General features: G+C 59.8%; 22 protein-coding genes. 6 read left to right on the plus strand and 16 right to left on the minus strand.

Going from position 1 to position 24,635, the window contains the following annotated elements; translation table 11 throughout:
• Nucleotides 1-47 precede the first annotated feature (47 nt).
• Nucleotides 48-281 (plus strand): BolA family protein, encoded by a 234-nt coding sequence (locus tag RIB87_RS12765; protein WP_350147241.1) that lies wholly within the window; start codon nt 48-50, stop codon nt 279-281.
• 23 nt (nt 282-304) lie between these two features.
• Nucleotides 305-652, plus strand: coding sequence for a Grx4 family monothiol glutaredoxin (gene grxD / locus RIB87_RS12770; RefSeq protein ID WP_350147243.1), 348 nt, complete (start codon nt 305-307; stop codon nt 650-652).
• Nucleotides 653-708: 56 nt separating this feature from the next.
• Here the strand turns inward: grxD and RIB87_RS12775 are convergent, their stop codons facing one another.
• Entirely contained in the window at nt 709-1,287 is a 579-nt protein-coding gene (locus RIB87_RS12775) for a TetR/AcrR family transcriptional regulator (RefSeq protein WP_350147245.1), read from the minus strand.
• A 103-nt stretch (nt 1,288-1,390) separates the two neighbouring features.
• On the opposite strand from RIB87_RS12775, the gene RIB87_RS12780 reads away from it, so the two are divergent.
• Entirely contained in the window at nt 1,391-2,431 is a 1,041-nt protein-coding gene (locus tag RIB87_RS12780) for a zinc-dependent alcohol dehydrogenase (protein ID WP_350147247.1), read from the plus strand.
• Nucleotides 2,432-2,508: 77 nt separating this feature from the next.
• Here RIB87_RS12780 and rpsD read toward each other — a convergent pair whose 3' ends face one another.
• From rpsD to RIB87_RS12795, 3 genes are all read right to left on the minus strand, one after another.
• Complete coding sequence (gene rpsD, locus RIB87_RS12785; RefSeq protein WP_350147250.1) at nt 2,509-3,126, minus strand: 30S ribosomal protein S4; 618 nt, start codon at nt 3,124-3,126, stop codon at nt 2,509-2,511.
• A gap of 217 nt (nt 3,127-3,343) precedes the next feature.
• On the minus strand, nt 3,344-4,600 hold the full coding sequence (locus RIB87_RS12790; RefSeq protein ID WP_350147252.1) for an MFS transporter: 1,257 nt from the start codon (nt 4,598-4,600) through the stop codon (nt 3,344-3,346).
• A complete protein-coding gene (locus RIB87_RS12795) occupies nt 4,597-5,385 on the minus strand; it encodes an RNA methyltransferase (protein WP_350147254.1) in 789 nt (262 codons plus the stop codon). The genes RIB87_RS12790 and RIB87_RS12795 overlap by 4 nt, the downstream gene beginning before the upstream one ends.
• A gap of 369 nt (nt 5,386-5,754) precedes the next feature.
• Between RIB87_RS12795 and RIB87_RS12800 the strand changes: the two genes are divergently transcribed.
• A complete protein-coding gene (locus tag RIB87_RS12800) occupies nt 5,755-6,978 on the plus strand; it encodes an NADP-dependent isocitrate dehydrogenase (protein ID WP_350147256.1) in 1,224 nt (407 codons plus the stop codon).
• A 63-nt stretch (nt 6,979-7,041) separates the two neighbouring features.
• Here the strand turns inward: RIB87_RS12800 and alaS are convergent, their stop codons facing one another.
• From alaS to flgB, 9 genes are all read right to left on the minus strand, one after another.
• The gene (gene alaS / locus RIB87_RS12805; RefSeq protein WP_350147258.1) at nt 7,042-9,720 is read right to left on the minus strand and encodes an alanine--tRNA ligase; all 2,679 of its coding nucleotides are present in this window, start codon (nt 9,718-9,720) and stop codon (nt 7,042-7,044) included.
• A gap of 205 nt (nt 9,721-9,925) precedes the next feature.
• Nucleotides 9,926-10,978 (minus strand): recombinase RecA, encoded by a 1,053-nt coding sequence (recA, locus tag RIB87_RS12810; RefSeq protein ID WP_350147260.1) that lies wholly within the window; start codon nt 10,976-10,978, stop codon nt 9,926-9,928.
• Nucleotides 10,979-11,336: 358 nt separating this feature from the next.
• A complete protein-coding gene (locus RIB87_RS12815) occupies nt 11,337-14,075 on the minus strand; it encodes a response regulator (RefSeq protein WP_350147262.1) in 2,739 nt (912 codons plus the stop codon).
• A gap of 62 nt (nt 14,076-14,137) precedes the next feature.
• Entirely contained in the window at nt 14,138-15,208 is a 1,071-nt protein-coding gene (flhB, locus tag RIB87_RS12820) for a flagellar biosynthesis protein FlhB (protein WP_350147264.1), read from the minus strand.
• A 20-nt stretch (nt 15,209-15,228) separates the two neighbouring features.
• A complete protein-coding gene (fliR, locus tag RIB87_RS12825) occupies nt 15,229-15,999 on the minus strand; it encodes a flagellar biosynthetic protein FliR (protein ID WP_350147266.1) in 771 nt (256 codons plus the stop codon).
• An 18-nt stretch (nt 16,000-16,017) separates the two neighbouring features.
• Nucleotides 16,018-16,281 carry a flagellar biosynthesis protein FliQ gene (fliQ, locus tag RIB87_RS12830; RefSeq protein WP_350147268.1) on the minus strand — a complete coding sequence of 88 codons (264 nt, stop codon included), beginning with the start codon at nt 16,279-16,281 and terminating at the stop codon, nt 16,018-16,020.
• Nucleotides 16,282-16,316: 35 nt separating this feature from the next.
• Nucleotides 16,317-16,643: a flagellar hook-basal body complex protein FliE gene (fliE, locus tag RIB87_RS12835; protein WP_350147270.1), complete on the minus strand. Its 327-nt coding sequence runs from the start codon at nt 16,641-16,643 to the stop codon at nt 16,317-16,319.
• A 27-nt stretch (nt 16,644-16,670) separates the two neighbouring features.
• On the minus strand, nt 16,671-17,081 hold the full coding sequence (flgC, locus tag RIB87_RS12840) for a flagellar basal body rod protein FlgC (protein ID WP_350147272.1): 411 nt from the start codon (nt 17,079-17,081) through the stop codon (nt 16,671-16,673).
• A gap of 34 nt (nt 17,082-17,115) precedes the next feature.
• Nucleotides 17,116-17,538 (minus strand): flagellar basal body rod protein FlgB, encoded by a 423-nt coding sequence (gene flgB / locus RIB87_RS12845; protein ID WP_350147274.1) that lies wholly within the window; start codon nt 17,536-17,538, stop codon nt 17,116-17,118.
• A gap of 325 nt (nt 17,539-17,863) precedes the next feature.
• Between flgB and RIB87_RS12850 the strand changes: the two genes are divergently transcribed.
• Both RIB87_RS12850 and fliP read left to right on the plus strand, forming a co-directional pair.
• Entirely contained in the window at nt 17,864-18,343 is a 480-nt protein-coding gene (locus tag RIB87_RS12850) for a FliO/MopB family protein (protein ID WP_350147276.1), read from the plus strand.
• Nucleotides 18,340-19,095 carry a flagellar type III secretion system pore protein FliP gene (fliP, locus tag RIB87_RS12855; RefSeq protein ID WP_502943256.1) on the plus strand — a complete coding sequence of 252 codons (756 nt, stop codon included), beginning with the start codon at nt 18,340-18,342 and terminating at the stop codon, nt 19,093-19,095. The genes RIB87_RS12850 and fliP overlap by 4 nt, the downstream gene beginning before the upstream one ends.
• A 292-nt stretch (nt 19,096-19,387) precedes the next feature.
• Here the strand turns inward: fliP and RIB87_RS12860 are convergent, their stop codons facing one another.
• Genes RIB87_RS12860 through RIB87_RS12870 form a run of 3 tightly spaced genes read right to left on the minus strand, consistent with a single transcriptional unit; the run spans nt 19,388 to nt 24,479 of the window.
• Entirely contained in the window at nt 19,388-23,077 is a 3,690-nt protein-coding gene (locus RIB87_RS12860) for a hypothetical protein (RefSeq protein WP_350147278.1), read from the minus strand.
• Nucleotides 23,074-23,796, minus strand: coding sequence for a flagellar motor protein MotB (locus RIB87_RS12865; protein ID WP_350147280.1), 723 nt, complete (start codon nt 23,794-23,796; stop codon nt 23,074-23,076). The genes RIB87_RS12860 and RIB87_RS12865 overlap by 4 nt, the downstream gene beginning before the upstream one ends.
• Nucleotides 23,793-24,479, minus strand: coding sequence for a hypothetical protein (locus RIB87_RS12870; protein ID WP_350147282.1), 687 nt, complete (start codon nt 24,477-24,479; stop codon nt 23,793-23,795). The genes RIB87_RS12865 and RIB87_RS12870 overlap by 4 nt, the downstream gene beginning before the upstream one ends.
• Nucleotides 24,480-24,635 lie beyond the last annotated feature (156 nt).

Raw genomic sequence — 24,635 nt, forward strand, 5'->3', positions numbered from 1 at the left:
GCGACGCGAAAAACCGCACACCAACTAGGGTTTCAGGAGGTTTCACCATGGCGATGGCTGCTGCCGAGATCGAAAAGCTGATCCGTTCCGCATTGCCTGACGCCGAGGTAACGATCGAGGATCTGGCAGGCGACGGCGACCACTACTCAGCCGTTGTTACCACCCCGGCGTTTGCCGGCCTTACCCGTGTGCAGCAACACAAAATGGTATATGACGCGCTGGAGGGCCGCATGGGCGGCGAGCTCCACGCGCTGGCACTCCAGACATCCGCTCCAAAGTAGCGGCACCGCAAAGGACCACGACCATGAGCGATATTCCCGCCTTCGACAAAATTGACAGCGCCATCAAGGGCGATGACGTGATGCTGTTCATGAAGGGCACACCGGTGTTCCCGCAATGCGGCTTCTCATCCACCGTGGTGCAGATCCTGAGCTATCTCGGCGTGAAGTTTTCATCCGTCAACGTGCTGGATGACATGGACGTGCGCGAAGGCATCAAGCAGTACTCGAACTGGCCGACCATCCCCCAGCTTTACGTGAAGGGCGAGTTTGTTGGTGGTTGCGACATCATCCGCGAGATGTTTGAAGAAGGCGAACTGCGCGACTACCTGGCCGGCAAGGGCATTGAGATGGAAGCGCAGGCAGAGGCATAAGCGCACCTTACCCCTCTTGAGTGCAATACCGGCTCACGGCAGGGATGACTTAAGGGTTACGCCTTCATGGTCGCAAGCTGACGGCATAAGAGTGACGCCGCGTTTTTGATCGCCGCGTCTTTCTTTTCAACCCGCGCCACCATCATCGCGCCTTCAAACGCGCACAAAGTATGCGTTGCAAGCGCACGTGCGTCCCGCGCCGATAGCCCATCGGCCAAAAACTTATCCACGCTCACCTGCCGCCATTTATCATAGGCGGTATGACCCTGCTCACAGATCATCTCGCTCTCCCCCGCCATCTCCAGCAACACTGTGGATATCGGGCATCCGTCCCTGAAATCGGATGCGCGCAGCCACCCGGACAACAGTTTTGCAAACCCGCGCAGGTAAACATCACCATCCTTGCTGGCGGCCGCAAGCTCCCCAAGCGTCGCCGCCACAACGATGCCACCCGCCTTGACCGTTGTGGTTGCCAGTTGCTCCTTGCCGCCGGGAAAATAGTGGTAGAGCGATCCTTTGGGAGCGCCCGATGCTGCGAGAATGTCGTTGAGTCCACTCGCACCATAGCCACGCCGCCGAAACAGCCCGGCCGCCGCCTCAACAAGCGCCTGTTTGTGCTCCGCTGCTCGCGGCATCGCCTAACCTCCTGCCAATGAGTGCAAAGCAGTTTGCACAATTCACGTGTAGCACAGGATAAAAATTATATAGACTGGTCTAAATCAGAAATGGAGAGGCCAGATGCAGCAACTCAATTATATCGGCACCCGGCACGTGGAGTGGCGAGACGTTCCCGCACCCGCATTGCCCGGCGAGACAGGTGCCCTGGTCCGGCCGCTGGTAGTCTCCACCTGCGATATGGACGGTGCGGTCATTCAGGGTGCCGTACCGCTTAAAGGTCCGGTTCCCCTCGGCCACGAAGGTGTAGGCGAGGTGCTGGAAACCGGGTCGCAGGTAACAAGAGTGAAACCCGGTGACCGGGTGATCATGCCGTGGAAAATCGCCTGCGGCAGTTGTCTGCATTGCGGGCGTGGACACACTGCCATGTGCATATCTGTTGACCGCGAGGCCGCCTACGGCTGGGCACCCACAGCCCCGGAATGGGGCGGCTTTTTGCAGGACACTGTGCCTGTGCCTTGGGCAGACACAATGCTGACGCCTCTGCCAACAGGGCTGGATCCGCTCAAGGCGTCAGGTCTGGGCGATAACATTCCTGATGGGTATCGCGCCATCGCCCCCCACATAAAGGAACGTCCGGGAGCGGATGTTCTGGTGTGTGGTGGAGCGGCGCCGGGGTCTATCGGCCTGTTTGCCGTCGGTTTCGCAAAAACGCTGGGTGCAGGCCGCGTTGTTTATGCGGACCATGACCCGTCGCGCCTCGCCATAGCGCAAAGATATGGTGCTGAGATCTGGGAACTGGGCACCACATGGCTGGACGGCATTCGCCAGCGCTTTGACATTACCGTTGATGCCAGCGCCCGGCCTGACACCATCGCCGAGTTGCTGCGCATGACCGGCCGCGCCGGAGTGTGCACATCAACCAGCGCTGCTGTGTACATTGGCGGCGACGTGCCGGTGCCGATGTTTCACATGTACCGCAACGCCATCTCACTTCACACAGGCTGGGTACACACCCACACGGTGATGCCCGAACCAATGGCGCTCATTCAGTCCGGCGCGTTTGATCCAATGCCGGTCACATCCCGCGTCGTATCGTGGGATGACGCGGCAGATGCGCTGGTGGAACCTTTCACCAAGCTCATAATTGCGCGCGAAACATGATGTAAGGGACCCTCCCCACAAACAAAAAGGGCCGCCCGGAAAGAGCAGCCCTTTTGATCGTCCGTATGGGAACAAACTTAGCGGGAGTAAAACTCCACCACCAGGTTTGGTTCCATCGCAACCGGGTAAGGCACATCCATAAGCTGCGGGATGCGCACATAGGTAGCAGTCATCTTGTTGTGGTCCACGTCCAGGTAGTCCGGCAGGTCACGTTCCGGCGACCCGATGGCTTCGAGCACCAGCGGAAGCTGCTTGGACTTGTCGCGGACGGAAATCACGTCGCCTTCCTTCACCCGGTAGCTGGGGATGGTAACGCGCTGACCATTCACCAGCACATGACCGTGGTTGACGAACTGACGCGCGGAAAACACCGTCGGCACGAACTTGGCACGGTACACAACCGCATCCAGCCGGCGCTCCAGAAGGCCGATCATGTTCTCGCCGGTGTCACCGCGCAGGCGCACGGCCTCTTCGTACGTGGCCCGAAACTGCTTTTCAGTCACGTCGCCATAGTAGCCCTTGAGCTTCTGCTTGGCGCGTAGCTGAACGCCGAAGTCAGATACCTTCGACTTGCGACGCTGGCCATGCTCGCCGGGGCCATAAGAACGTGTGTTGAACGGGCTCTTGGCACGTCCCCAAATGTTCTCGCCCATGCGGCGGTCGATCTTGTATTTGGCGCTTGTGCGCTTTGTCATGTTTCAGTCTCTGTCTTTAGAGGTGGTATGTGCTGTTGCTGGCGGCCCGTCGCACCCCTCAAAAGCAAGAGAAAAAGCGCCGAAAACTGCCGAAAATTAAACACGGGCCCGACCGATTCCGGCTGAGCCCGCTCAATTGCGCCGGAGTATAGCCACGCGCCCTTGTGTGTCAAACCCTTAAAACACCAGCGATTTCGCCGGTTGTTCCGGGGCTCCGTCAGCTGCTTTTTGGGTCGGGAAAGCGCACGAACAACGCCGCCACCAACATGACCGCCAGGGCCGCCAGACCGAAGTAATGCGGCAGGTCCGGCGACACCGTATAGCCGCCGGGGCCCACCAGACTGCCAATCATGAACCCGGTTGCGCTCATCGAGGCATTGAGCCCCGCAGCGCTGCCCTGCTCACCCGTTGTCACGCTGAGCGAAATTGCCGCTGATATGCCAGGGTTGGCCATGCCGAATGCAATGCCCACCATCACCAGTCCCGCTGTCAGCACCCAGAACGAGGCGGCCACAGTCAGAATACCATAGGCCGCCAGCCCAAGCGCGAGCCCGCCATAAATCAGAACCGGCGGTGGCAACCGGAACCGCTGCACGATCGCTGTCTGCACAAACAGCGTGGCTCCCGCCATCATCATCAGCGCCGCGCCGGTTGCCCGCGCGGTGCCCGCAGCATCCAGCCCCAATATGTCCTGAAAATAGAACGCGGACGTTTGCTGGGTAACTGCAACCATCATGGAGATGGCCATCGACAGCGGCATCATCGCAGCGATACGCGGATCACGAATGCGCAGTCGCGGATGTGGGCGCTCATCCTTTTCAATGATCCGGTGCGGCTCGGGCAAAATGCGCCACGCCATCACCCCGCCGAGCACACCAAGCACAGCCGCCAGATACATGGGTGCCAAAAGCTGGTAACCGGACATCAGCGCCGCTATGCCCGGCCCGGCAATCAGGCCAAAGCCCATGGCGGAGGCCACCAGCGACGTGCCGGACGTGCGGTCAAGCGCTGTGGTGGTATCTGCCACATAGGCCTGCGCACCAGGCATGACGGCAGCGGACGCAGCGGCGGACGCCACACGCGGCACCAGCATGAGCGTAAAAATCATCCACAGCGGCAACGTATAGGCGAGGCCCGCCGCGACCGCGAGCGTGAACAGCCCCATGAAAAGGCCAAAGCCCGCAAGACCTGCGGCAATCACCACCACCCGTCCCGTGCGATCAGCCAGCCGACCCCAATAGGGCGAGGTGAGCGCGAACGTACCGGCGGCGGCGGCGAACATGAGCCCCACCAGCGCTTCCGTCAGGCCAAGCTCACGGGCAATCGGCGGCAGCACTGCAAACAGCATGGAGCGCGAAATGCCGACCGTGACCAGCGCCACAAACAAAATGGCCAATGGCCCGCGCCAGAATGCCATGCTCAGGATCTGTGGCGGACCAACCCCGGCATTATCATCCGCCCGCGGAGTGGTCACGTGTCACTTTCCGCGTCGCCGGGTGCAACACCTGACTTTCCGCCACGCGAAGCGCGTTGCTTATATGGCACCCGCTCACGCGGCGGCCTGACCAGCGCGGTAACAATGCCGCGCAACGTGCGCACTTCCTGAAGGGTCAGCTCGGCACGCTGAAAAAGGTTGCGAATATTGCGCACCATCGCCGGACGCTTTTCAGGCGGATACAGGAAATTGTGCGTATCAAGCTCGGCTTCAAGTTGCTCAAAGAACCCAACAAGTTCGCCTGCAGGAGCCAGATCTTTTTCAAGCACGGCGGCTACATGCGGCTCCGCATTGGTGGTCTGGCGAAAATACTCGTAGCCCATCAACAACACCGCCTGCGCCAGATTGATGGACGCAAAGGCCGGGTTCACCGGCACCGTCAAAATGGCATGCGCCAGCGTCACATCATCGTTGTTGAGACCGGAGCGCTCGCCGCCAAACAGAATGCCGACCCTCGCCCCCTCCTGCTCAAGCCCGCGCGCCTGCGCCATTGCAGTTTGCGGCGTCACCGTCGGCTTGATGATGTCGCGGTGACGCGCCGTGGTGGCATAGACGCGCTCAAGATCAGCAATGGCATCTTCCGTGCGGTCAAACAGGCGTACCCGTCCCAGTTGTTCCATCGCGCCCGACGACGCCTTGACCGCATAGGCGTTGGGCCAACCATCGCGCGGACGCACGAGACGCAAATCCGTCAGCCCGAAGTTGAGCATGGCGCGCGCGGCCGTGCCCACATTCTCACCAAGCTGTGGGGAAACCAGTATCACCGCCGGACCACTTTTGGCCGCCGTGACAGTTTGTTGCCTGGATCGGTTCGTTCCCGCCATGAAATACCGCACTTTCCAGCACCCGGACGACCTGGGCAGCTTTAATCGTTAACGATGGGGTGCTATACGAAAACGGCCCCCAGCGCCACGCCCGGCGCTGCATGGCACCCTCCGCGCCGACGCGGCATCTGGCCCCGCGCCATCCGACGTCTGCTCAACCTGGCGAGCGCTCAAGGTTTCAGCGCACTGTCATATGCTTAGCCGCTGCGCCTGATTACTATGGCTGCAACGCTCAAATGCCCGCGATGATTCTCACGATGATTCTGATGGCCAATTACTCGAACGACCCGGACCGGGACAGAGGATTAGATGTCAAAAATAAAGGTGGAAAACCCCGTCGTTGAACTTGATGGGGACGAGATGACCCGGATCATCTGGCAACTCATCAAGGACAAGTTGATCCACCCCTATCTGGACATTGATCTCGAATACTACGACCTGGGCATGGAATACCGTGACCAGACCGACGACCAGGTGACTATTGACGCCGCCGAAGCCATTAAGAAGCACGGCGTCGGCGTCAAATGCGCCACCATCACACCGGACGAAGCGCGCGTGGAGGAGTTTGGCCTCAAGAAAATGTGGCGCTCTCCCAACGGCACCATCCGCAACATTCTGGGCGGTACGGTGTTCCGTGAACCGATCATCTGCAGAAATGTGCCACGCCTTGTGCCGGGTTGGACAGACCCCATCGTGATCGGCCGTCATGCCTTCGGCGATCAGTATCGCGCGACAGATTTTCTGGTGCCCGGAGCCGGCAAGCTGACCATGAAATGGGAAGCCGAAGATGGCTCGGACTCAAAAGAGTTCGAGATTTTTGATTTCCCTGGCTCCGGCATCGCCATGGGCATGTACAATCTTGATGCCTCGATCATTGACTTTGCCCGCGCCTGCCTGAACTACGGCCTGCAGCGCAAATGGCCGGTCTATCTGTCCACCAAGAACACCATCATGAAGGCCTATGACGGCCGTTTCAAAGACCTGTTCCAGAAGGTCTTTGATGAAGAGTTCAAGGCAAAATACGAAGACGCCAAGATCACCTACGAGCACCGTCTGATCGACGACATGGTGGCGTCATCCATGAAGTGGTCCGGCAAGTTCATCTGGGCTTGCAAGAACTATGACGGCGATGTGCAGTCTGACTCAGTGGCACAGGGCTTTGGCTCGCTGGGCCTGATGACCTCAGTGCTGCTTACGCCGGATGGAAAAATCTGTGAGTCGGAAGCAGCCCACGGCACGGTCACCCGCCACTACCGTTTGTGGCAGGAAGGCAAGGAAACCTCCACAAATTCCATCGCCTCCATTTTTGCATGGACCCGTGGCCTGTCATTCCGCGCCAAGCTAGATGGCAACGACAAGCTGGCAGCCTTTGCAACAGCGCTTGAAAAAACCTGTGTCTCCACCGTTGAAGGCGGTCACATGACCAAGGATCTGGCGCTGCTGGTGGGGGCCGAGCAAAAGTGGCTTTCAACGGAAGCCTTTCTCGACAAAGTCTCGGACAATCTTGAAAAGGCCATGTCTAAGGTCGGCTAGGCTTCTCAGCCCGCAGCGCTCAGACGCCCGCACCTTTCATGAGACTTGTCCAGCCTGCCCCGGTTACGCCGCGCTTGCAGGTGCTTCGATCTCGTTTGCGATCGCCTCAAGGGCCTGGTCTGCCTTGGTGGCATCCGGCCCACCGGCCTGCGCCATGTCAGGACGGCCACCGCCGCCCTTGCCGCCAAGTGCTGCCGAGCCGACCCGCACCAGATCAACGGCACTGAACCTGTCGGTCAGATCAGACGTGACACCGACAGCGATAGCCGCCTTGCCGTCATCCACACCAACAATGGCAACAATGCCTGAGCCGATTTCGCCTTTTCCGTCATCAACAAGGCCGCGCAGTTCCTTTGCCGGCACACCATCAAGACGCCGGGCGATGACGTTGACACCCGCTACCTGCCGCACAGCAGCAGTGCTGGCACCGCCGCCGCTTGCACCCGCCAGCGCCGCCTGCTTGCGCGCTTCGGCGAGCTCGCGTTCAAGTCTCCTGCGCTCCTCGGCAAGCTGCGCCACACGGGCGGGCAAATCATCAATGGTGGTTTTAAGAACGTCCGCAGCTTCGCGCGCGCGGGCTTCCTGTGCAGCCATATGCTGACGTGCAGTCTCACCGGTCAGCGCCTCAATGCGCCGCACGCCAGAGGCGACAGCACTTTCAGAGATGATCTTTATCAGTGCAATGTCGCCGGTGCGGGCCACATGGGTGCCGCCACACAGCTCAGTCGAGAAATACCCGGCCCGGTCGAGCGCGCCCGAATGCCCCATGCTCAGCACACGGACTTCATCGCCGTATTTCTCACCAAACAGCGCCAGCGCACCCGCCTCAATGGCTTCGTCAGGTGTCATCAAACGCGTAGCCACATCGCCATTGTTGCGGACCACTGCATTGGCAATAGCCTCCACATCGGCAATTTGATCGGCGGTGAGGGCGCGCGGATGCGAGAAGTCAAAGCGCAGCCGTTCCTGCGCGACCAGCGAACCTTTTTGCGTCACATGATCGCCCAGCACGCGGCGCAGCGCCTCGTGCAAAAGGTGTGTGGCTGAGTGGTTGGCGCGAAGTTGCGTGCGGCGCTCATCATCAACGCGCAGTTCAACAATGCCACCGGTCGCAAGCGACCCTTTGGTGACCTTGCCCATATGCACATGCAGGTCGCCCGCGCGCTTTGCGGTATCGCTGACAGCAAAGCTGGTGGCGTTCGCCCCGATCATGATGCCGGTGTCTCCCGACTGACCGCCTGACTCGGCGTAGAATGGCGTCTGGTTGACAATGACAGCGCCTTCATCGCCCTGCGCCAGTTCATTGACGACAACACCATCTTTCACCAGCGCGACAATCTTGCCTTCCGCGCTTTGGGTGTCATACCCCAGAAACTCTGTCGCCCCGTGGGTGTCACGCAGCTCCAGCCAGATGATGTCCGTCGCCGCTTCGCCGGAACCGGACCATGCTGCGCGAGCTTCTGCTTTTTGCCGCGCCATCGCTTCGTCGAACCCTGCCGTATCAACACCCAGCCCGCGCACCCGCAAGGCATCCTGCGTCAGGTCGAGGGGAAAACCATAGGTGTCATACAGCTTGAACGCAGTTTCGCCCGGTAGCGACTTTGCATCACCAAGCCGGGCCACTTCCTCGTCCAGCAGCTTGAGGCCACGATCAAGGGTCGTACGGAAACGTTCCTCTTCAAGTTTGAGAGTTTCAGTTACCAGTGCCTGGGCGCGCTGCAACTCGGGGTAGGCCTGGCCCATCTGCGTGACAAGTGCTGGAACCAGGCGGTACATCAGCGGGTCTTGGGCACCAATGATGTGCGCATGGCGCATGGCGCGGCGCATGATCCGCCGCAGCACGTACCCACGACCTTCGTTGGACGGCAACACACCGTCAGCGATCAGAAAACTTGTGGCCCGCAGATGATCGGCAATGACACGGTGGCTGACCGCATGGTCGCCATCGGGTGCCACGCCGGAGGCATCCGCCGACGCCTCGATGAGGGCGCGCATAAGGTCGATGTCATAGTTGTCGTGCTTGCCCTGCAAAACCGCGGCAATGCGCTCAAGACCCATGCCCGTATCAATGGATGGTTTGGGCAGCGGAATTTTGTCACCGCCCGCCTGCTGGTCGAACTGCATGAAAACCAGGTTCCAGATTTCCACAAACCTGTCACCATCTTCTTCGGGTGTACCGGGCGGCCCGCCGGGTATGTGGTCGCCGTGGTCGAAAAAAATCTCCGAGCACGGACCACACGGACCGGTGTCACCCATCGACCAGTAATTGTCCGCAGTGGCAATCGAGATAATGCGCTCGTCGGGCAGACCGGCAATCTTCTTCCACAGAACCGGTGCCTCTTCGTCCTCATGATAGACAGTTACCGTCAGCCGGTCAGGCGACAGGTCGTAGGTTTTTGTGAGCAGTTCCCAGGCAAGTGCAATCGCATCTTCCTTGAAGTAGTCGCCAAACGAAAAGTTGCCGAGCATCTCGAAGAAAGTGTGATGGCGCGCGGTATAGCCCACATTGTCGAGATCATTGTGCTTGCCGCCGGCGCGCACGCATTTTTGTGATGAGGCCGCACGCACATAGTCGCGTTTTTCCGCGCCGGTAAACACGTTCTTGAACGGCACCATGCCCGCATTGTTGAACAGCAAAGTCGGGTCATTTCGCGGCACCAACGGCGCTGACTGCACGGGCGTGTGCCCGTTGCTCTTGAAAAAATCCAGAAATGTCTGCCGGATGTCGTTGACGCTTGCCATACCCTTGGTCCTGCACTCTTACCTTCACAGCGCCGCCCTACTTCAGCCAAAACGCGGCTGTCGGGGAGGTCGGCGGGCCGATATGACCCCGGATTCGGAGCCTTTCATAGCCCATATATAAAGAAGGGCGCATGGGAGTTCCATGCGCCCTTTTTAGCTGAGAGCAGCCGCCGATTGGGGATGTATATGTCTGTGGACGGCAGCTCTATACCGCTTCTTCCACGGGGCCGTCATCTTCTTCGTCGCGATCGACATCTTCACCGGCGAGTTCAACAACGCCTGCGGCATCAGCGCGGATTTTACGCTCAATTTCGTCTGCTACGTCCGGGTTTTCCGCCAGGAACGTCTTGGCGTTTTCGCGGCCCTGCCCAATGCGCTGGCTGTCATAGGAGAACCACGAGCCTGATTTTTCAACGATGTTGGCTTTGACACCCAGATCCAGCAACTCGCCGGTCTTGGAAATGCCCTGGCCATAGATGATGTCGAACTCGACCTGCCGGAACGGCGGGGCCACCTTGTTTTTCACCACCTTGACGCGGGTCTGGTTGCCCACCACCTCGTCGCGGTCCTTGATGGCACCGATGCGGCGGATATCAAGACGAACCGACGCATAAAACTTGAGCGCGTTGCCCCCGGTGGTGGTTTCCGGGTTGCCGAACATGACGCCGATCTTCATCCGGATCTGATTGATGAAAATAACCATGGTGTTGGACTTGGAAATAGAGCCGGTCAGCTTGCGCAGCGCCTTGGACATCAACCGCGCCTGCATACCCGGCTGCATGTCGCCCATGTCGCCTTCAAGCTCGGCGCGCGGGGTGAGGGCGGCCACCGAGTCAATTACCAGCACGTCAATGGCACCCGAGCGCACCAGCGTGTCCGCAATCTCAAGCGCCTGCTCGCCTGCGTCCGGCTGCGAGATCAGCAACTCGTCAATATCCACGCCCAGCTTCTTGGCATAGGACGGATCAAGCGCGTGTTCCGCATCCACGAACGCGCAGATGCCGCCCGCCTTTTGAGCTTCGGCAACCGTGTGCAGTGCCAGGGTGGTTTTGCCCGATGATTCAGGACCATAAATCTCGATGATGCGACCGCGCGGCAGCCCGCCAATGCCCAGCGCCACATCAAGGCCAAGGGAGCCCGTGGAAATGGACTCGATTTCCACCACATGCCCGTCCTTGCCGAGCTTCATGATGGAGCCCTTGCCGAATGCGCGGTCAATCTGGCTGAGAGCCGCGTCCAGCGCTTTCGACTTGTCCATGTTCTTGTCCTTAAAACTCACTACATTCTCGCCCATCGTTAACCCCTTATGTCAGACCCCCTGTGAGGGGGCAATGAGAACCGGCCCACCCGGCCCCGCATGACTCATGGGTCAAATGTACATACTTTGTTCTCATCGACAAGCGGTTTTCACCACCAGCACATAACTTATTGAAATATAAATATTTTCAGAATCTTGTTCGCCTCACGTTCACGGTAAAACGAGACTACAAGACCACTGTAGAGGCCTAAACAGACAGGCCCCCGGTCCGCGTGGCCGAACCCGTGCGCAGCGCCCACCATACCAGAATCGCACGCCTCAAACGGAAGCCCGTAAAGCCTCTCGCCGCCGCAAGCGCCTACTCGCCTTCAATCACTTCTTTTACCTTCGCCGCGAGCTGCTTGAGCGAGAACGGTTTGGGCAGGAACTGGAACTCGACATCCTTGCCGAGATTCTTCTTGAAGGCTTCTTCTGCATAGCCGGAAATGAAGATGATCTTGAGGCCGGGTTTGGCCTTGGTGAGATGACCGACCATGGTCGGGCCATCCATGTTGGGCATCACCACGTCTGACACCACAACGTCCAGTTCGCCGTCAAACGCTTCCACCACCTCAAGGGCGTGTTCGCCGGATGCAGCCTCCAGCACCGTGTAGCCGCGTGTCTGCAGGGCGCGGACGGCAAACGCACGCACGGCGTCTTCGTCTTCCACCAGCAGCACGGTGCCTTTGCCGGAAAGGTCTGTTGGTTTTTTCGGTGTCTCGGCAACAACTTCCTTAGGCTTTTCAGCTTCGATGTGGCGCGGAATGTAGATGCGGAAACTCGTGCCGGTGCCCAGCGTCGAGAACGGAAAAATGTAGCCGCCCGTTTGCTTGACGATGCCATAGACCGTGGACAGGCCAAGCCCGGTGCCCTTGCCCACTTCCTTGGTGGAAAAGAACGGCTCAAAAATCTTGCCTAGGTTTTCCTTGGCGATGCCACAGCCGGTGTCGCTCACTTCAATCAGCACATATTCAGCCGCCGGCATGATGGCATGGTCGAGCGCTGCCGCATCCTCCTTGCTCACATTGGCGGTACGGATGGTGAGCGTGCCGCCGATGGCACCTTCTGCATCCGGCTCCAGCATGGCGTCTCGCGCATTGACGGCAAGGTTGATGATGACCTGCTCAAACTGGTTCTGGTCCGCCTTGATGGTCCACAGGTCGCGGCCATGCACCATCTTGAGGTCAACAGTCTCGCCCAGCAGCCGCCGCAACAGGTTGGAGAGATCAGCCAGCGCATCTGTCGGGCTGAGAACAGTTGGCCGCAATGTCTGTTGCCGCGAAAAAGCCAGAAGCTGCCGCACCAGGTTGGCAGCGCGGTTGGCGTTCTGCTTGATCTGCATGACATCTGCAAACGACGGATCGCCGGGCTGGTGGCGCACCAGCAGCAGGTCGCAAAAGCCGATGATGGCGGTCAGCAGGTTATTGAAATCGTGCGCCACGCCGCCCGCAAGCTGGCCGACGGCCTGCATCTTCTGGCTCTGGGCAAACTGCACTTCCAGCGTCTTTTGCTCGGTCAGGTCCACAAAATAGACCATCACGCGGGCAGCACTTTCAGGCGACGCCGGGTCCGCGTCATCGGCCACAGCCCCGGCTCGGCTGATGTAAGCCTGAAGCACCCGGTCATTCTCGCCGCTGTCATCATCGGGGTTAGATGCATTGCGCGGCGGCATCAGGCGAATATCCACGGGGCCCTTGGGAGGCTCGCCTCTGGCGGCATCCAGAATGGCGGTATCAAACGCGGCGCGGTCCTCATGAGCCACCAGGTCTGAAAGCAAAACAGGTTTTGCGTCATCAACGGAAGGCAGGACATCCGCACCAACAAGATCGCGGAAGGTGCGATTGAGCGATACGACCTGCCCGTCGCCATTGACCGTCACCATGCCAATCGGCGCATTGTTGAAAAAATGCGCGAAACGCACTTCGGCAGCATCCAGCAGATCACCACCCCAACTGGCCCGCCGGTCATGCAGCGCGAGAAACGTCACTTTGCGTCCATCCGGCATTGTGCCGTCACGCTCGACGATACGCACCGGCACAACAGCCGTATCCGCCCCGGCTGACCTTGGCTTCATGTCGGCATCGCTGACCTGCACATCACCCACATCAGCCTTGCGCCCCAACGGTACGCGCGGGCTGGCCAGAAGACTGTCGAACTCAATGGCACCTGCCGTGAATGTGGCAGCGTCAAGCCCCGCCCACCCTGCCAGTGTCTCATTCAGATAGAGAACACGCCCCTGCTGATCGAGCGCACACACGCCCGACACCAGACCGTTGAGATAAGCATCCAGCCGCCCCGCCTCGCGCGCGGTCGCCTCCAGCGTCTCACGCGAGGCAGTCTGGTCCGTTACGCGCCACAGGGCATAGCTCTGCCCGACGGTGCCCGGCAAAAGGCGTGCAGGCAGTGGCTCAACGCTTGCCGTCACGCGGCGCGTTTCACCTTCCGCAATGTTGAGTACAATCTCTTCGCGCGCGGCGGCCCCGGCACGCGCAGCGCGCGCCAGCCTGAACGCCCGCGCCCCCGCCGTCTGGCTTTCATCCGCACCCCCATCGTGATCGGCCGCATCATGATCGCCCGCACCACCCAGCAGGGTTTCGGCATTGCGCAGCTTTTTGCCACCTGCCAGCGCCATGAACGCGCTGTTTGCATAGACCATGCGGCCACGATCATTGGTGACGGCCATGGCGATATCAGATGTTTCAGCCAGTCCCGCTGCAAGCCGCTCGCCCAGCAACCGGCCGCGCAGATCCAGCCGCACAAGGCCCGCAAAAATGCCGGCCATCACCAGCAGGCCGAGCACCGCGAAAAAGCCCAGTACATAAAATGCGATCTGTCCCGTGGTGGCCGGGTCCGCCAGCGCAAAGCCGACCGCTACCAACCCCACCACGCATAGCAGGATTCCCAGCCAGCGCCCTGCTGGCTTGGGTGCCTGGTCGATGTCTTCAGGCGCGGGTTCAAACGCGGCCACCGACGCTGAAACCGACGCTGAAACCGACGCAGACTCCAGCCCCTGAGACGGCTGTGGATCAGTTGACGACGTATCTGGTGCGCTTGCCATCCGGCTCTCCGTCCGGCCCGCGAACGCGCGACAACACTGTCAGCAAGAGAATCAGGCGCGGGCTATCGGCGCAGCTTACCCTTGAGTTTCATCACATAGCCAATGACTTGCGCAACGGCCTTGTAATGCTCCGGCGGCACTTCGTCGTCCACTTCAACGGTGGCGTGCAGCGCACGCGCCAGCGGTACGTTTTCGACCAGCGGAATATTGTGCTCCCTGGCCACTTCCCTGATCCTGAAGGCGACAAGATCCACACCTTTGGCCACACAAATGGGGGCTGCCATGCCCTCCTCATATTTGAGCGCCACCGAATAGTGAGTGGGGTTGGTCACAATCACGGTCGCGTCCGGCACCTGCGCCATCATGCGTTTGCGGCCACGCTCGGCACGTATCTGCCGCAGCTTGCCTTTCAGCGCCGGGTCGCCTTCCATCTGCTTGTATTCGTCTTTGACTTCCTTTTGCGTCATCCGCTGCTTTTTGGCCCACTGGGCTTTCTGGAAGGCGAAATCCAGCGCTGCAATGATGGTGAGAACGGCAATAATGCCGATCACCAGTTTCAGCGCCAGTTGCTGCATGATGAGCGGGATCATCGCCAGTTCAACGCGCATCAAAGACCCCAGCATGTCGCGCTCAGGCCAGATCACCAGAAAAGCGATGACGGACACAATGGTGAGCTTCGCCAAACCCTTGACGAAGTTCATGAGACCAATCGGCCCAAAAATACGCTTGAGACCCGCAAGAGGCGAAATCTTGGAAAACTTGGGCTTCATGTTTTCAGCCGAGAACACCGGCTTGTGCTGCACCAGATTGCCAATCACCGCCATCACCATGAGCAACAGCAGCGGCAGCGCCAGCGCCAGAAAAACCATCACACCCAACCGCTGCACGATGCGCAGGATATTGCCGCCATCCATGTCATAGGCATGTGGTTCAGCCAGAAACGTTGAAAGCGGCTGCGCCAGTTGCGAGGCCATGGGCCCGGCCAGCAGTGCAATAATGAGCGCAATGCCGATCATGCCGAACCAGGCGCTTACTTCCTGACTTTTGGCAACGTCACCTTTTTTGTGGGCCTCTTCCAGCTTCTTGGAGGAGGCCTCTTCGGTTTTTTCACTTTCGTCTGGCTTGTCAGACATTCAGCAAATGTCCTTCTCAGCTAGACGATGAAGCGCATGAGCAGGGCTTCAAAGTGCTCAAGGAAATAGAGCATGATGGAGCCAAGCAGCAAAAACAGCAGCACAAAGCCAAACAGAATGTTGGCCGGCATGGCGATGAAGAAAATCTGCACCTGCGGAATGAGCTTCGACAGCACGCCGATGCCCAGATAAAAAATCAGCGAGAACACCAGAAACGGTGCCGCAAGCTGCAAACCAAGCGTAAACGCGCTGGCAACCGTATCCACCGCGACCGCCAGAAAATCAGAGGTGGGAAACGCAGCAGACGGAGGAAACAGTGTGTAACTGTCACGCAGGCCAATCAGCATCAGGTGATGCAGGTCGGTGACAAAAATCATCGCTGTGCCCAGCACCGCCAGATACGTGCCGACGATCGCCCCCTGCACGCCCTGCGTCGGGTCCATGTTCATGGCAAAGGCAAGGCCTGTCTGAAAAGCGATTACCGTGCCTGCTACCTGCAACGCACTCATGAACATGCGCGCGGTCAGGCCAATGAACAGCCCGACAACAATTTCCGCAATCAGGCTTGAGGCAATGCTGCCGATACCCAGCGGCATGGCCGGGTAAGACGACGCCACGACCGGCGCCAGCACTGCTGCCACCATGATCGCCATCACCAGCCGGATGCGCGGGCTGACATTCATTTCACCCAGCGCCGGCAAAACCATCATCGCCGCACCAATGCGCGAGAATACCAGCACATAAACAAGTATGGTTTCGGGCAGCAGATCGACGGGCAAAGCTATGGTCATGGCGCGGTTTCTTTTTGCCTAACCCGAAATAATCAGGTCAGAGATGCGCGCCATGTAGGCTGCAAGGATGGACGCCATGAATGGCAGCGCCACAATCATCGCCAAAAAGATCGAGATGATCTTCGGCACGAACACCAGCGTCATTTCCTGCACCTGCGTCAGGGCCTGCACCAGCGCGATGGAAAGCCCGACCACAAGGCCGACAATCATCAGCGGACCTGACAACTGCAACAGCAGCCAGATGCCTTCGCGCCCAATATCCAGAACTTCCGGACCCGTCATTTTTTCCAGCCCCCCGGCCTGTCTCAAAAATGCCGCTAGATCGGCATCCGCATGATTTCCTGATAGGCCGAGATCACCCGGTCACGCACGGTGACGGCGGTCTGCAACATCACTTCGGCTTCAGCCACCTGCGTGACCAGATCAACCAGATTGCCCTGGCCGGCCGCCGCCTGCGTGGCTGCCGCTTCACCCGCCTTGGCAGTGTTTTCAACAGCGCTTACCTGCTGCGACAAAACCTGCCCGAAACTCTCAATGGGGTTTTTGGCGCCTGCGCCCGCGCCCGATTCTCCGGTTGCAGACTGAGCCATGCGCTTGATCGCATCCGTATAGGCCCCTGCGGCATTGGTAACTGAAATACTCATCTGTCAGATCCTTGTTGCTCGGCGGCCTTAGCGGCGCAGCAGCTCGATGGTGGCGTTCAACATGCGGCGCGACGTGTTGATGACATTGAGGTTAGCCTCGTAGCCACGCTGCGCCTGCCCCATATCAATGCTCTCGATCAGGCTGTTGACGTTGGATGTCTTGACGTAGCCCGCCTCGTTGGCGGCGGGATGTCCGGGCTCATAGCGCTCGCCGAAAGCACCTTTATCAACGGCGATCTTGCCCATCTTCACACGCTCGACGCCGGTAGCCCGGTCAAGCTCATTGGTAAAGGTGGGGATCTTGCGGCGATACGGGTCGCCATCGGGCGTCTGCGCGGTGGAGCCTGCATTCGCCATGTTCTCAGCAATGATGCGCATCCGCCCGCTCTGCGATTTGAGCCCGGATGCTGCGATCAGCATTGATTTCATCAAGTCCATTTTGAAAATCCTTTCAACGAGGAAACAAAAACGCTTAAGCGCTCGACCGCCCGGTCACGGCCATGCGCAACATGCCCAGCCCCTTGGAATACAGGCTCGTGGCGGTTTGATAATCCATCTGGTTTTCAGCGACCTTCATCATCTGCTCTTCCAGCACCACGGAGTTGCCGGTGGATGTTGTTTCGCTGTCAGGAGACTTGTGCGGACGAAAATCACCGCGCGCCCCTGCTGATGTTTTGGAGCCGCTCATATGCCCTTCGCGCGTGGCCGCCAGATGAAGCTGCCCGCCTGTTGTGCTTTTCAGCACGTTGCGAAAGTCAGGCTCTTTCAAGTCCTGCGCCGTGTAACCCGGCGTGTGCGCGTTGGCCACGTTTTGCGACAGCACGCTCTGGCGCGACTGGACCCAGTTCATGCGCTCTTTCAACATGCCAAAAAGCGGAATATCGGATAACGACATAGCGAACCCTGTAGTTTGGGCCAAGCAATTGCTCAGCATAAGGACGGATAAAAGCCACGCGGATTATTCTGCGGTGGTGCGCCAATAAATGACGCTGTGTGAAACCCGTCCTGGGTTCGTCTTGAGTGGGCAGTATCTGCCGGGTGGATTAAGAAGGGCTTAAGCGCTGCAAACATCCGCGCGCCACACGCAAATGCTGTGTCAGTCAGGGAATTGCGAAATGTCTCATTAGGCTTAATCGGTTGTTAAGCGCGTGCAGGGAAAATCCTGCCTAGTTGAAATGCGCAAACCACCCGCGCACAGCCGAACCAAAATGAGAGCCGCCATGGAATATGCAGATTACATGCGCTTCGCCTTCGCCTTGATGTTTGTCGTCGGGCTTATTGGCGGCACCGCCATTCTCGCCCGCAGGTTCGGCTTTGCACCCGGCGCGGCTACCGGCGGTCGTGCCACCCAAAAGCGGCTTGAGATTGTGGAGAACCTGGCGCTAGACCCCAAACGCCGCCTGCTCATCATCCGCCGCGACAATGCTGAACATCTCATTCTTCTGGGCGGCGAAACCGAGACCATCATAGAGACCAACATCGCCCGTCAGGCTCAACTGCCTGCACAAACAGATGCAACGCCCGCTGAAGAACCCTACGAGCAACCCAGCGCAGACGACGACGTTTTTGCCCGGCTGCGCAAGGTGGCGGAACTCATGAACGAGAAGCGCGCACTCTCATTGCGCACAGGACGCAAACCGCACGAGGCCGCAGCAAACCCGACGCTGCCCAGACCCAAAATTGCCGGAGACCGCCGGTGAGTTTTACCCCCCGCACACAGCGCCTGATCGGCCTCGCAGGGGCCGCGGCTGCCGCGCTGGTCCTCACGGCCATGCCCGCTGGCGCGCAGGAAATATCGCTGGCGCTGCCCGAAGAAGGCGCGCTGACATCACGCATCATTCAGCTTGTGCTGTTGATCGGCATTTTGAGTCTGGCCCCGTCCATTCTCATCATGGTCACAAGCTTTGTGCGCATCATTGTGGTGCTGTCGCTGTTGCGCGCCGCCATGGGTGTGCAACAGGCCCCGCCCAACTCGGTGCTCATCAGCCTTGCGCTGTTTCTCACAGCCTTCGTCATGGCGCCGGTTCTGCAGCAAAGCTACACGCAGGGCGTGGCCCCCTACATGGCAGACGAAATAAGCACCGAAGAAGCGTGGGAAATATCGTCTGCCCCATTCCGCGATTTCATGCTGAGCCAGGTCCGCGAAGACGACCTCAAACTGTTCATCGACCTGTCAAACGGTGAGGTACCAGAAACACCGCAGGCAACGCCGGTGCACGTGTTGATCCCGGCCTTCATGATTTCAGAGCTGCGCCGCGCATTCGAAATCGGCTTCCTGCTGTTCATACCCTTCGTGGTGATTGACCTTGTGGTCGCGTCCGTCCTCATGTCCATGGGCATGATGATGCTGCCCCCCATCATGATCTCGCTGCCCTTCAAGCTGATATTCTTCGTGCTTGTGGACGGCTGGCGACTGGTCGCAGGCTCCCTCGTCCAGAGTTTCGGGGCCTGACAAGGCGCACTCCTGGCGGCCAGTACGCCCCGGTCATCCTGGCTTCGCGACCCTTGTCGTTGACGACTGTCTGAACCTACAGAACGCGCAGCCCCCCTCAGCATGGATACTCCGGTCAAGCCGGAGGATGGTGGTTTTGTGGTCAGTTAAGGATCCGGCCCGCAGGTTGATGCCGCCTTGAGCCGGGATGACAATAATTTTGAAAGACACCCCTTAAACAACACCATCCTCCGGCTTGACCGGAGGATCAATGCGTAGGTCACGGCTACACCAGATGGTGCAAACAGAACGCCTAGTTGATAACGCCCTCGCCCGCCTGCTCCGCCTCGTAGCGGTTGCGGTAGCCGGTCATGAACCTGTCCAGCGTATCCACCTGGGCAATTTCGCGGGCGAGGTCACGGAACGCGATGCCTCGCCCGTCTGAGGAACTGGCAACGATCGAGAACGACGACGCCTGCGGCCCGTCCGACATCTTCGACGCATATTTCTGGCGGATGCGTTCCACCCCGTCGCTCTCACGCGCCAGCACATATGAAATGGCGGCGCGCAGAACATCAAACTGCTCTTCAGCGCTCAGCGGTTCGTCCCGCGTCCAGCGCAGGCCCAGCAAATCCTCCAGCGCACGACCGGCAGACGCATAGTCGCCGGACTCCCAATACACATCCGCCGTCAGCGCGCGCGCCGGGTCAGATCTGTTGTCAGCCAGAAGCTCAAGTGCGTGGTCATGGCGACCAAGCGCACTCAGCGCCTTGGCTTCAAGCAACAACCGCTCATCTGAAATCTGTTGCGGCAACTGCGCCTGCCGCGTCTTGCGCAAGGCACCCAGCGCCTCGCCGGGCTGGCGGTTCAACAGATGCACAGCCGCCAACCGGCCCGCCACCTGCGCCCGCGCCACACCGCGAAGGCGATGTGTCACCTGATGGTCCAGCATCTCAATCGCCTGATCGAGCAGATCAACCGCCACCAAGCGGTCTGCAAGACTACGGATCATCCGGTCGCCGTCACGGCCTACCGGCGTCAGCTCACGAAAATCGTAAAACAAACTCAGCGCTTCAAGCGGGCGCAGACTGTCCACTTCCCCTTCAAGGAAAAGGCGACGGAACATCTCGACCATGCGGTCGGCAATCTCGCGGCCCATCTGCGCTTCGGGAAATTGCGTGGCCGCCGTGCGCATGACCGTCAGCGCGCTGCGATAATCGCCCTGCTCTTCATAAATCTTTGCAAGCTCGGCAACTGCTTCAAGCTCTACACTGTCGCCTCGCCAGGTAAACCGAAGCCGGTCCAGCGTATCAATCGCCTGCGCCATGTCTTCTTCATGTGTCTCGCTCGTTGCGAACTGCCGCAACAGCGACGCCTGCGCCAATGTGGCGCGTGCTGTGACCGGCCGGTAATCAAGCGCAATCGCCTGAGCATACCGCGACAATGCTTCTTCCTTTTCACCGGACGCCTGTGCAAGCTGGCCTTCAAGCAGTGTGCGTTCGGCAAAAAGCGCTTCGTCCAATGCATCATCAGGCACCTTGCGCAGATCGCTTTCAGCACCTGCCACATCATTCACGCCCAGCGCGATCTGCGCGGCTGCAAGATGGAACCGCGCCTGAACACTCGGCGCATAGTCGGGAACCACAGTGCGTGCCCGGCCCACATCCGGCCGCGCCTCAACAAAGCGGGCAAGCTTTGCGCTTGCAAGTGTCCGCCACAGGGCTGCATTGGGGTCATACAGCAAAGCCGGAGTGGACAGATCAGCCTCTGCATCCTTGTACCGACCGTTGAGGTAGTAGGCGATGCCGCGCAACATGATGAACTCAGGATCAGACGTCTGGTCCTTGCGCGCCGCTTCCATCAATCGCATCACGCCCAGCGCTTCAGAGCCATACTCATAGCCAAGATAAAACCGCACCAACGCCTTGCGCGCGTCTTTACGCTCGTCAGGTGTGGTTGCCGCCGCAACAGATGCATTGAGCGCCGCAAGAGTGCCGTGAAAATCATCCGGATCACCGCTGGCCAGCTCAAAGCCAACAACGCCGGGCGCAAAAATATTGTTCTGTGTACCAAGTTCCGCAGGTGCCGGGCGGCGCGGGTTTGCAGTCAGCACAAGGCCCGAGCGGCGTGATGCGGTCACTTCACCATCACTGTTGAGCGCAATCACCACATCATCCGCAATCGGACGAAATACCAGGCCGTGCGCCGAGGGCAACACTTCCAGATCAACCGTCTGGCGTGGCGACAACACGCCGCGTACCGGCGTGGGCACCGGCACAATGGCCAGCGTGTCGCCAATTTCAGGGTCCGTCAGACTGTGAGTATCACCAGCGTCCGGTGCAATCACAAACAGCTTGCCACCGCCGTCAGCCTTGACGCCCCGCCGCACTGCCAGCGGTCCCGGCGGCTCAAGAACCGTATTTCCGATCGCGACCGACCAGACGCCATTCGTCACACGCGCGGTTACCAGGGCTTCTTTTGCAAGCCGAAGCCGTACACCGCGCAGCCCGTCTGATGTAATCAGTTCAGCCGCATCAACAATTGGCAGGTGTTCCTGCGTCAGGTCCGGACGGGCAACCGCAATATCTGTTTCAAACAGAACCCACACGCGACCCGCGCGTTCAAAAACGGCAGCCGGTGCATCGGCCAGCCCGGCAAACTCAAACGTCACGCTGTCAGCCACGCGGCGCACCTGCACGCTACCCGGTTCGCGCACCGGCATAACAGGCGCCGCATCCGCAACATCGGGTGTGTCCGCAGAGCCGTCACCGGCGTCACCTGCCGGTTTGACAATGCGCGGCGCATCCACCTGCAGCGTGTCACCGGGAACGGTCGGCGCAGCGACATCTGCCTGTTCTGTGCCGGAAGCAACATCGGCAGTGTTAACATTGTCATCTTGTGAGTCTGCATCTGCAGCGGGGGAAACTGCAGATGTCGCCGGCGTCGCCTCTTGTGCATAGCCACTGTCTTTGACAATGCGTGATGCATCCGGCCGTCCGATGCGGCGCGGGTCAATCATGGTCACCGCCGGAACTGCGGCCTCGGTTTGCGAAGCAGGGGTGTCGGCAGGTGGTGCCTGCGGTGCATTTTCCTGCGCGACCGGAACAAGCACACCATCGGCGCGGCGCGCGGCCGTGGCGGCATCAGATGGTACAACGCCTGAAAACTGTTCCTGATTTATTTCAAGCGAGGCCAGCGCGCCTGCATCTTCGTTGGCGGCCGTCAGATCCAGCACAATGCCGGTTGGCTCGCGGAACATGCGGAACTCCGCATCCTGTGAAATTGTCAGACTGAGGCTGGCCGACTGCGCATCAGTATCGGTCTGCGCATCTACAACGAAGGGCGGCGGATCAACACGCAGGCGGCCGATTTTCAAATGTCCGGGTGCCGAAAACGTCAGGTCCAGCCGGGCACCGTCGCGGGCAACTTTGTAGTTCACATCATCAGGCCATTCGAAAACGATACGGCTATAGGAATTGTGAACGCCAATGCGCACATCAACGTCAGGCAGCTCCACAAGTTCCAGCGCCCGCCGCGCGGCTTCGGCCTGCTCGGCAGCCGCCAGCGCGGCTTGCTCGCGGGCACGCACATCTGCGGGCAGACCGGGCAGTGCCTGCTGCCAGGTTTCAGGAATGAGATTGACATACACTTCGTTGGACGCCGTTGCGGTTTCCACGCGGAACGGAAACTTGAGCGCGAGGCGCAGGGTTTTGCCGTCTGCATCCTGCCGCGCCAGCGCCACATAGTTGGGCAGGCTGATCGGCAGATCGTTGAGCGCTGCATCAAAGGCACGGTCGAACTTAAGCACGACCACACCGTTGGATTCCTGTGCAGATATCTCAACCGCATCCGGCCACTGAAACCGCAGGCGTGCGAAACCGTTCAGTTCCTCGCCCTTGACGATCACAGCATCAGCCGCGTGCGCAGGCAACGCCGCCAGAATGGAAATCACCGACAGCCCGGCCGCCAGCAGCCCCGCCATGAGAATGCGTGCGATGGTCATTGCCTGCGCCCCCCATATGGGGCGGAAGGCCCATCCTGGATGGCAACAACAACCGTGCCGGGCACAACCCAGCCTGCGGCACCAGTCGCAATTTTTTCGGCATCAAGCCGGGCAAACAAAGAAGCCTCGTAAAGGCTTACCGCATCGCCAATGGGCGCGGCACCAAAAATGCTGACCCGCCCCGGTGCAGCCCCGGCTATGCGGTCCAAAACGGCGGCAACCTCCAGCGAGATGCTGTCCGATCCCAAAACCGTCGCAGGCAGGGTTAAAACAACACCCCCGTCCTTGCGCTCAAGCGTTACGCCGGAGACACCCAGCACCTGTGACTGTGCCAGCAGAAGCCCGCCAAGATAGTGCGCACCTGCATCGTATTCAGTATCACCAGACTGCACCAACGCACGCCCCTCGCCGCCGGACGGGACCGCCTCACGTTCAGCACCCGCAGCACCTGCGGGCAAACCATTGAGCCGCGCCACCGCATCAGGCTCAAACGCCGACATCGACAGGATCATGACAAAAAACGCCACCAGCAGCGCAACAAGGTCAGCGAAGGTCGTAAGCCAGCGTTGCGGTTGCTCGGCGACGAGGCCGACATAGGGCAACGCCATGTGCCGACGCGGCGGAGCGACCACACCCTGCCGGTCAACGCGATCAGTTTCGGTGATGTCTGCATCAGACAGCACGGCGTCCATTGCAACTTCCAATGCAGAATTGCTCATGACCCGCTCCGGGCTGGCGTGACTGCATAAAAAACAAGCTCGACGGCACTGTGTTGGGGGGCGGACAGCAGGCTGACCGCTTCCGGCCCTGCGATACCAGCAACAAGCGCGGCCAAAACCGCAGCACGACGGCGGGCCAGCTCATCACTGCCGCCGACCACGATATCAACGCGCCGGTTGGTCGATTGCTCCCCTGCATCAATTAGCGCAACCGCAGCCGCCTCAATGACCTGACGCGCCTGCGCGCTGACAGCAGCGGTGGCATCAACAAACAAAACATCCTGTGAAAGCCTGACGCCGTGCCACGGCACACCGTCGCGGCCCGCGGCATCGTCAGCGCCACCCTCAAGTGGTGCCAAAGCCCGCGCTACTTGCGAAACAAATCCCGCATCCGCCACAATGGCTTCGCCGGCTGGACCAGCGAACGGTGGACTGACCCGCTCAGGCCCGGCCTGTGCTGCAACACCGTCGGCAAACCGCGCCTCGACTGAATCGAGCACCGATACCGAGCGCGCCGGATCAAATGTCGAGATTGACGTGAGAAACAGGAAGAACGCCAGCAGCATCAGGAACAACGCGAGATACAGCGTCGCCGCGGGCGCGCGCGCGACCGTTCCTTGCTCCTGATACGGAGCACCTGAATACGGAGCACCTGAGTGCTGGGCCAACAAGCCTGCGTTCACCGGTGAGCCTCCTGCCCGCCTTATCCGCATCTGCGGACAGGGAATACGAATCGCCCGAGGCGCCCGTGCATTCCCGAAAATGAAGGCAAAACCTACCGCCAAAGCAGTTAAACAGCCGTTAAGGATTACCGCCGCGCGCGAAGCGCTGGCGGACCA

This window comes from Pyruvatibacter sp., from assembly GCF_040219635.1.
GTDB lineage: Bacteria > Pseudomonadota > Alphaproteobacteria > CGMCC-115125 > CGMCC-115125 > Pyruvatibacter.

Bases quoted from the DNA above. Each gene is read 5' to 3' on its own strand.
- RIB87_RS12800 (WP_350147256.1), top strand. From the start codon at position 5,755: ATGTCAAAAATAAAGGTGGAAAACCCCGTCGTTGAACTTGATGGGGAC.
- fliR (WP_350147266.1), bottom strand. From the start codon at position 15,999: ATGACCATAGCTTTGCCCGTCGATCTGCTGCCCGAAACCATACTTGTT.
- alaS (WP_350147258.1), bottom strand. From the start codon at position 9,720: ATGGCAAGCGTCAACGACATCCGGCAGACATTTCTGGATTTTTTCAAG.
- RIB87_RS12865 (WP_350147280.1), bottom strand. From the start codon at position 23,796: ATGAGCAATTCTGCATTGGAAGTTGCAATGGACGCCGTGCTGTCTGAT.
- recA (WP_350147260.1), bottom strand. From the start codon at position 10,978: ATGGACAAGTCGAAAGCGCTGGACGCGGCTCTCAGCCAGATTGACCGC.
- RIB87_RS12780 (WP_350147247.1), top strand. From the start codon at position 1,391: ATGCAGCAACTCAATTATATCGGCACCCGGCACGTGGAGTGGCGAGAC.
- fliE (WP_350147270.1), bottom strand. From the start codon at position 16,643: ATGAGTATTTCAGTTACCAATGCCGCAGGGGCCTATACGGATGCGATC.
- RIB87_RS12765 (WP_350147241.1), top strand. From the start codon at position 48: ATGGCGATGGCTGCTGCCGAGATCGAAAAGCTGATCCGTTCCGCATTG.
- RIB87_RS12850 (WP_350147276.1), top strand. From the start codon at position 17,864: ATGGAATATGCAGATTACATGCGCTTCGCCTTCGCCTTGATGTTTGTC.
- flgB (WP_350147274.1), bottom strand. From the start codon at position 17,538: ATGTCGTTATCCGATATTCCGCTTTTTGGCATGTTGAAAGAGCGCATG.
- RIB87_RS12775 (WP_350147245.1), bottom strand. From the start codon at position 1,287: ATGCCGCGAGCAGCGGAGCACAAACAGGCGCTTGTTGAGGCGGCGGCC.
- grxD (WP_350147243.1), top strand. From the start codon at position 305: ATGAGCGATATTCCCGCCTTCGACAAAATTGACAGCGCCATCAAGGGC.
- fliQ (WP_350147268.1), bottom strand. From the start codon at position 16,281: ATGACGGGTCCGGAAGTTCTGGATATTGGGCGCGAAGGCATCTGGCTG.
- RIB87_RS12815 (WP_350147262.1), bottom strand. From the start codon at position 14,075: ATGGCAAGCGCACCAGATACGTCGTCAACTGATCCACAGCCGTCTCAG.
- flhB (WP_350147264.1), bottom strand. From the start codon at position 15,208: ATGTCTGACAAGCCAGACGAAAGTGAAAAAACCGAAGAGGCCTCCTCC.
- rpsD (WP_350147250.1), bottom strand. From the start codon at position 3,126: ATGACAAAGCGCACAAGCGCCAAATACAAGATCGACCGCCGCATGGGC.
- RIB87_RS12860 (WP_350147278.1), bottom strand. From the start codon at position 23,077: ATGACCATCGCACGCATTCTCATGGCGGGGCTGCTGGCGGCCGGGCTG.
- flgC (WP_350147272.1), bottom strand. From the start codon at position 17,081: ATGGACTTGATGAAATCAATGCTGATCGCAGCATCCGGGCTCAAATCG.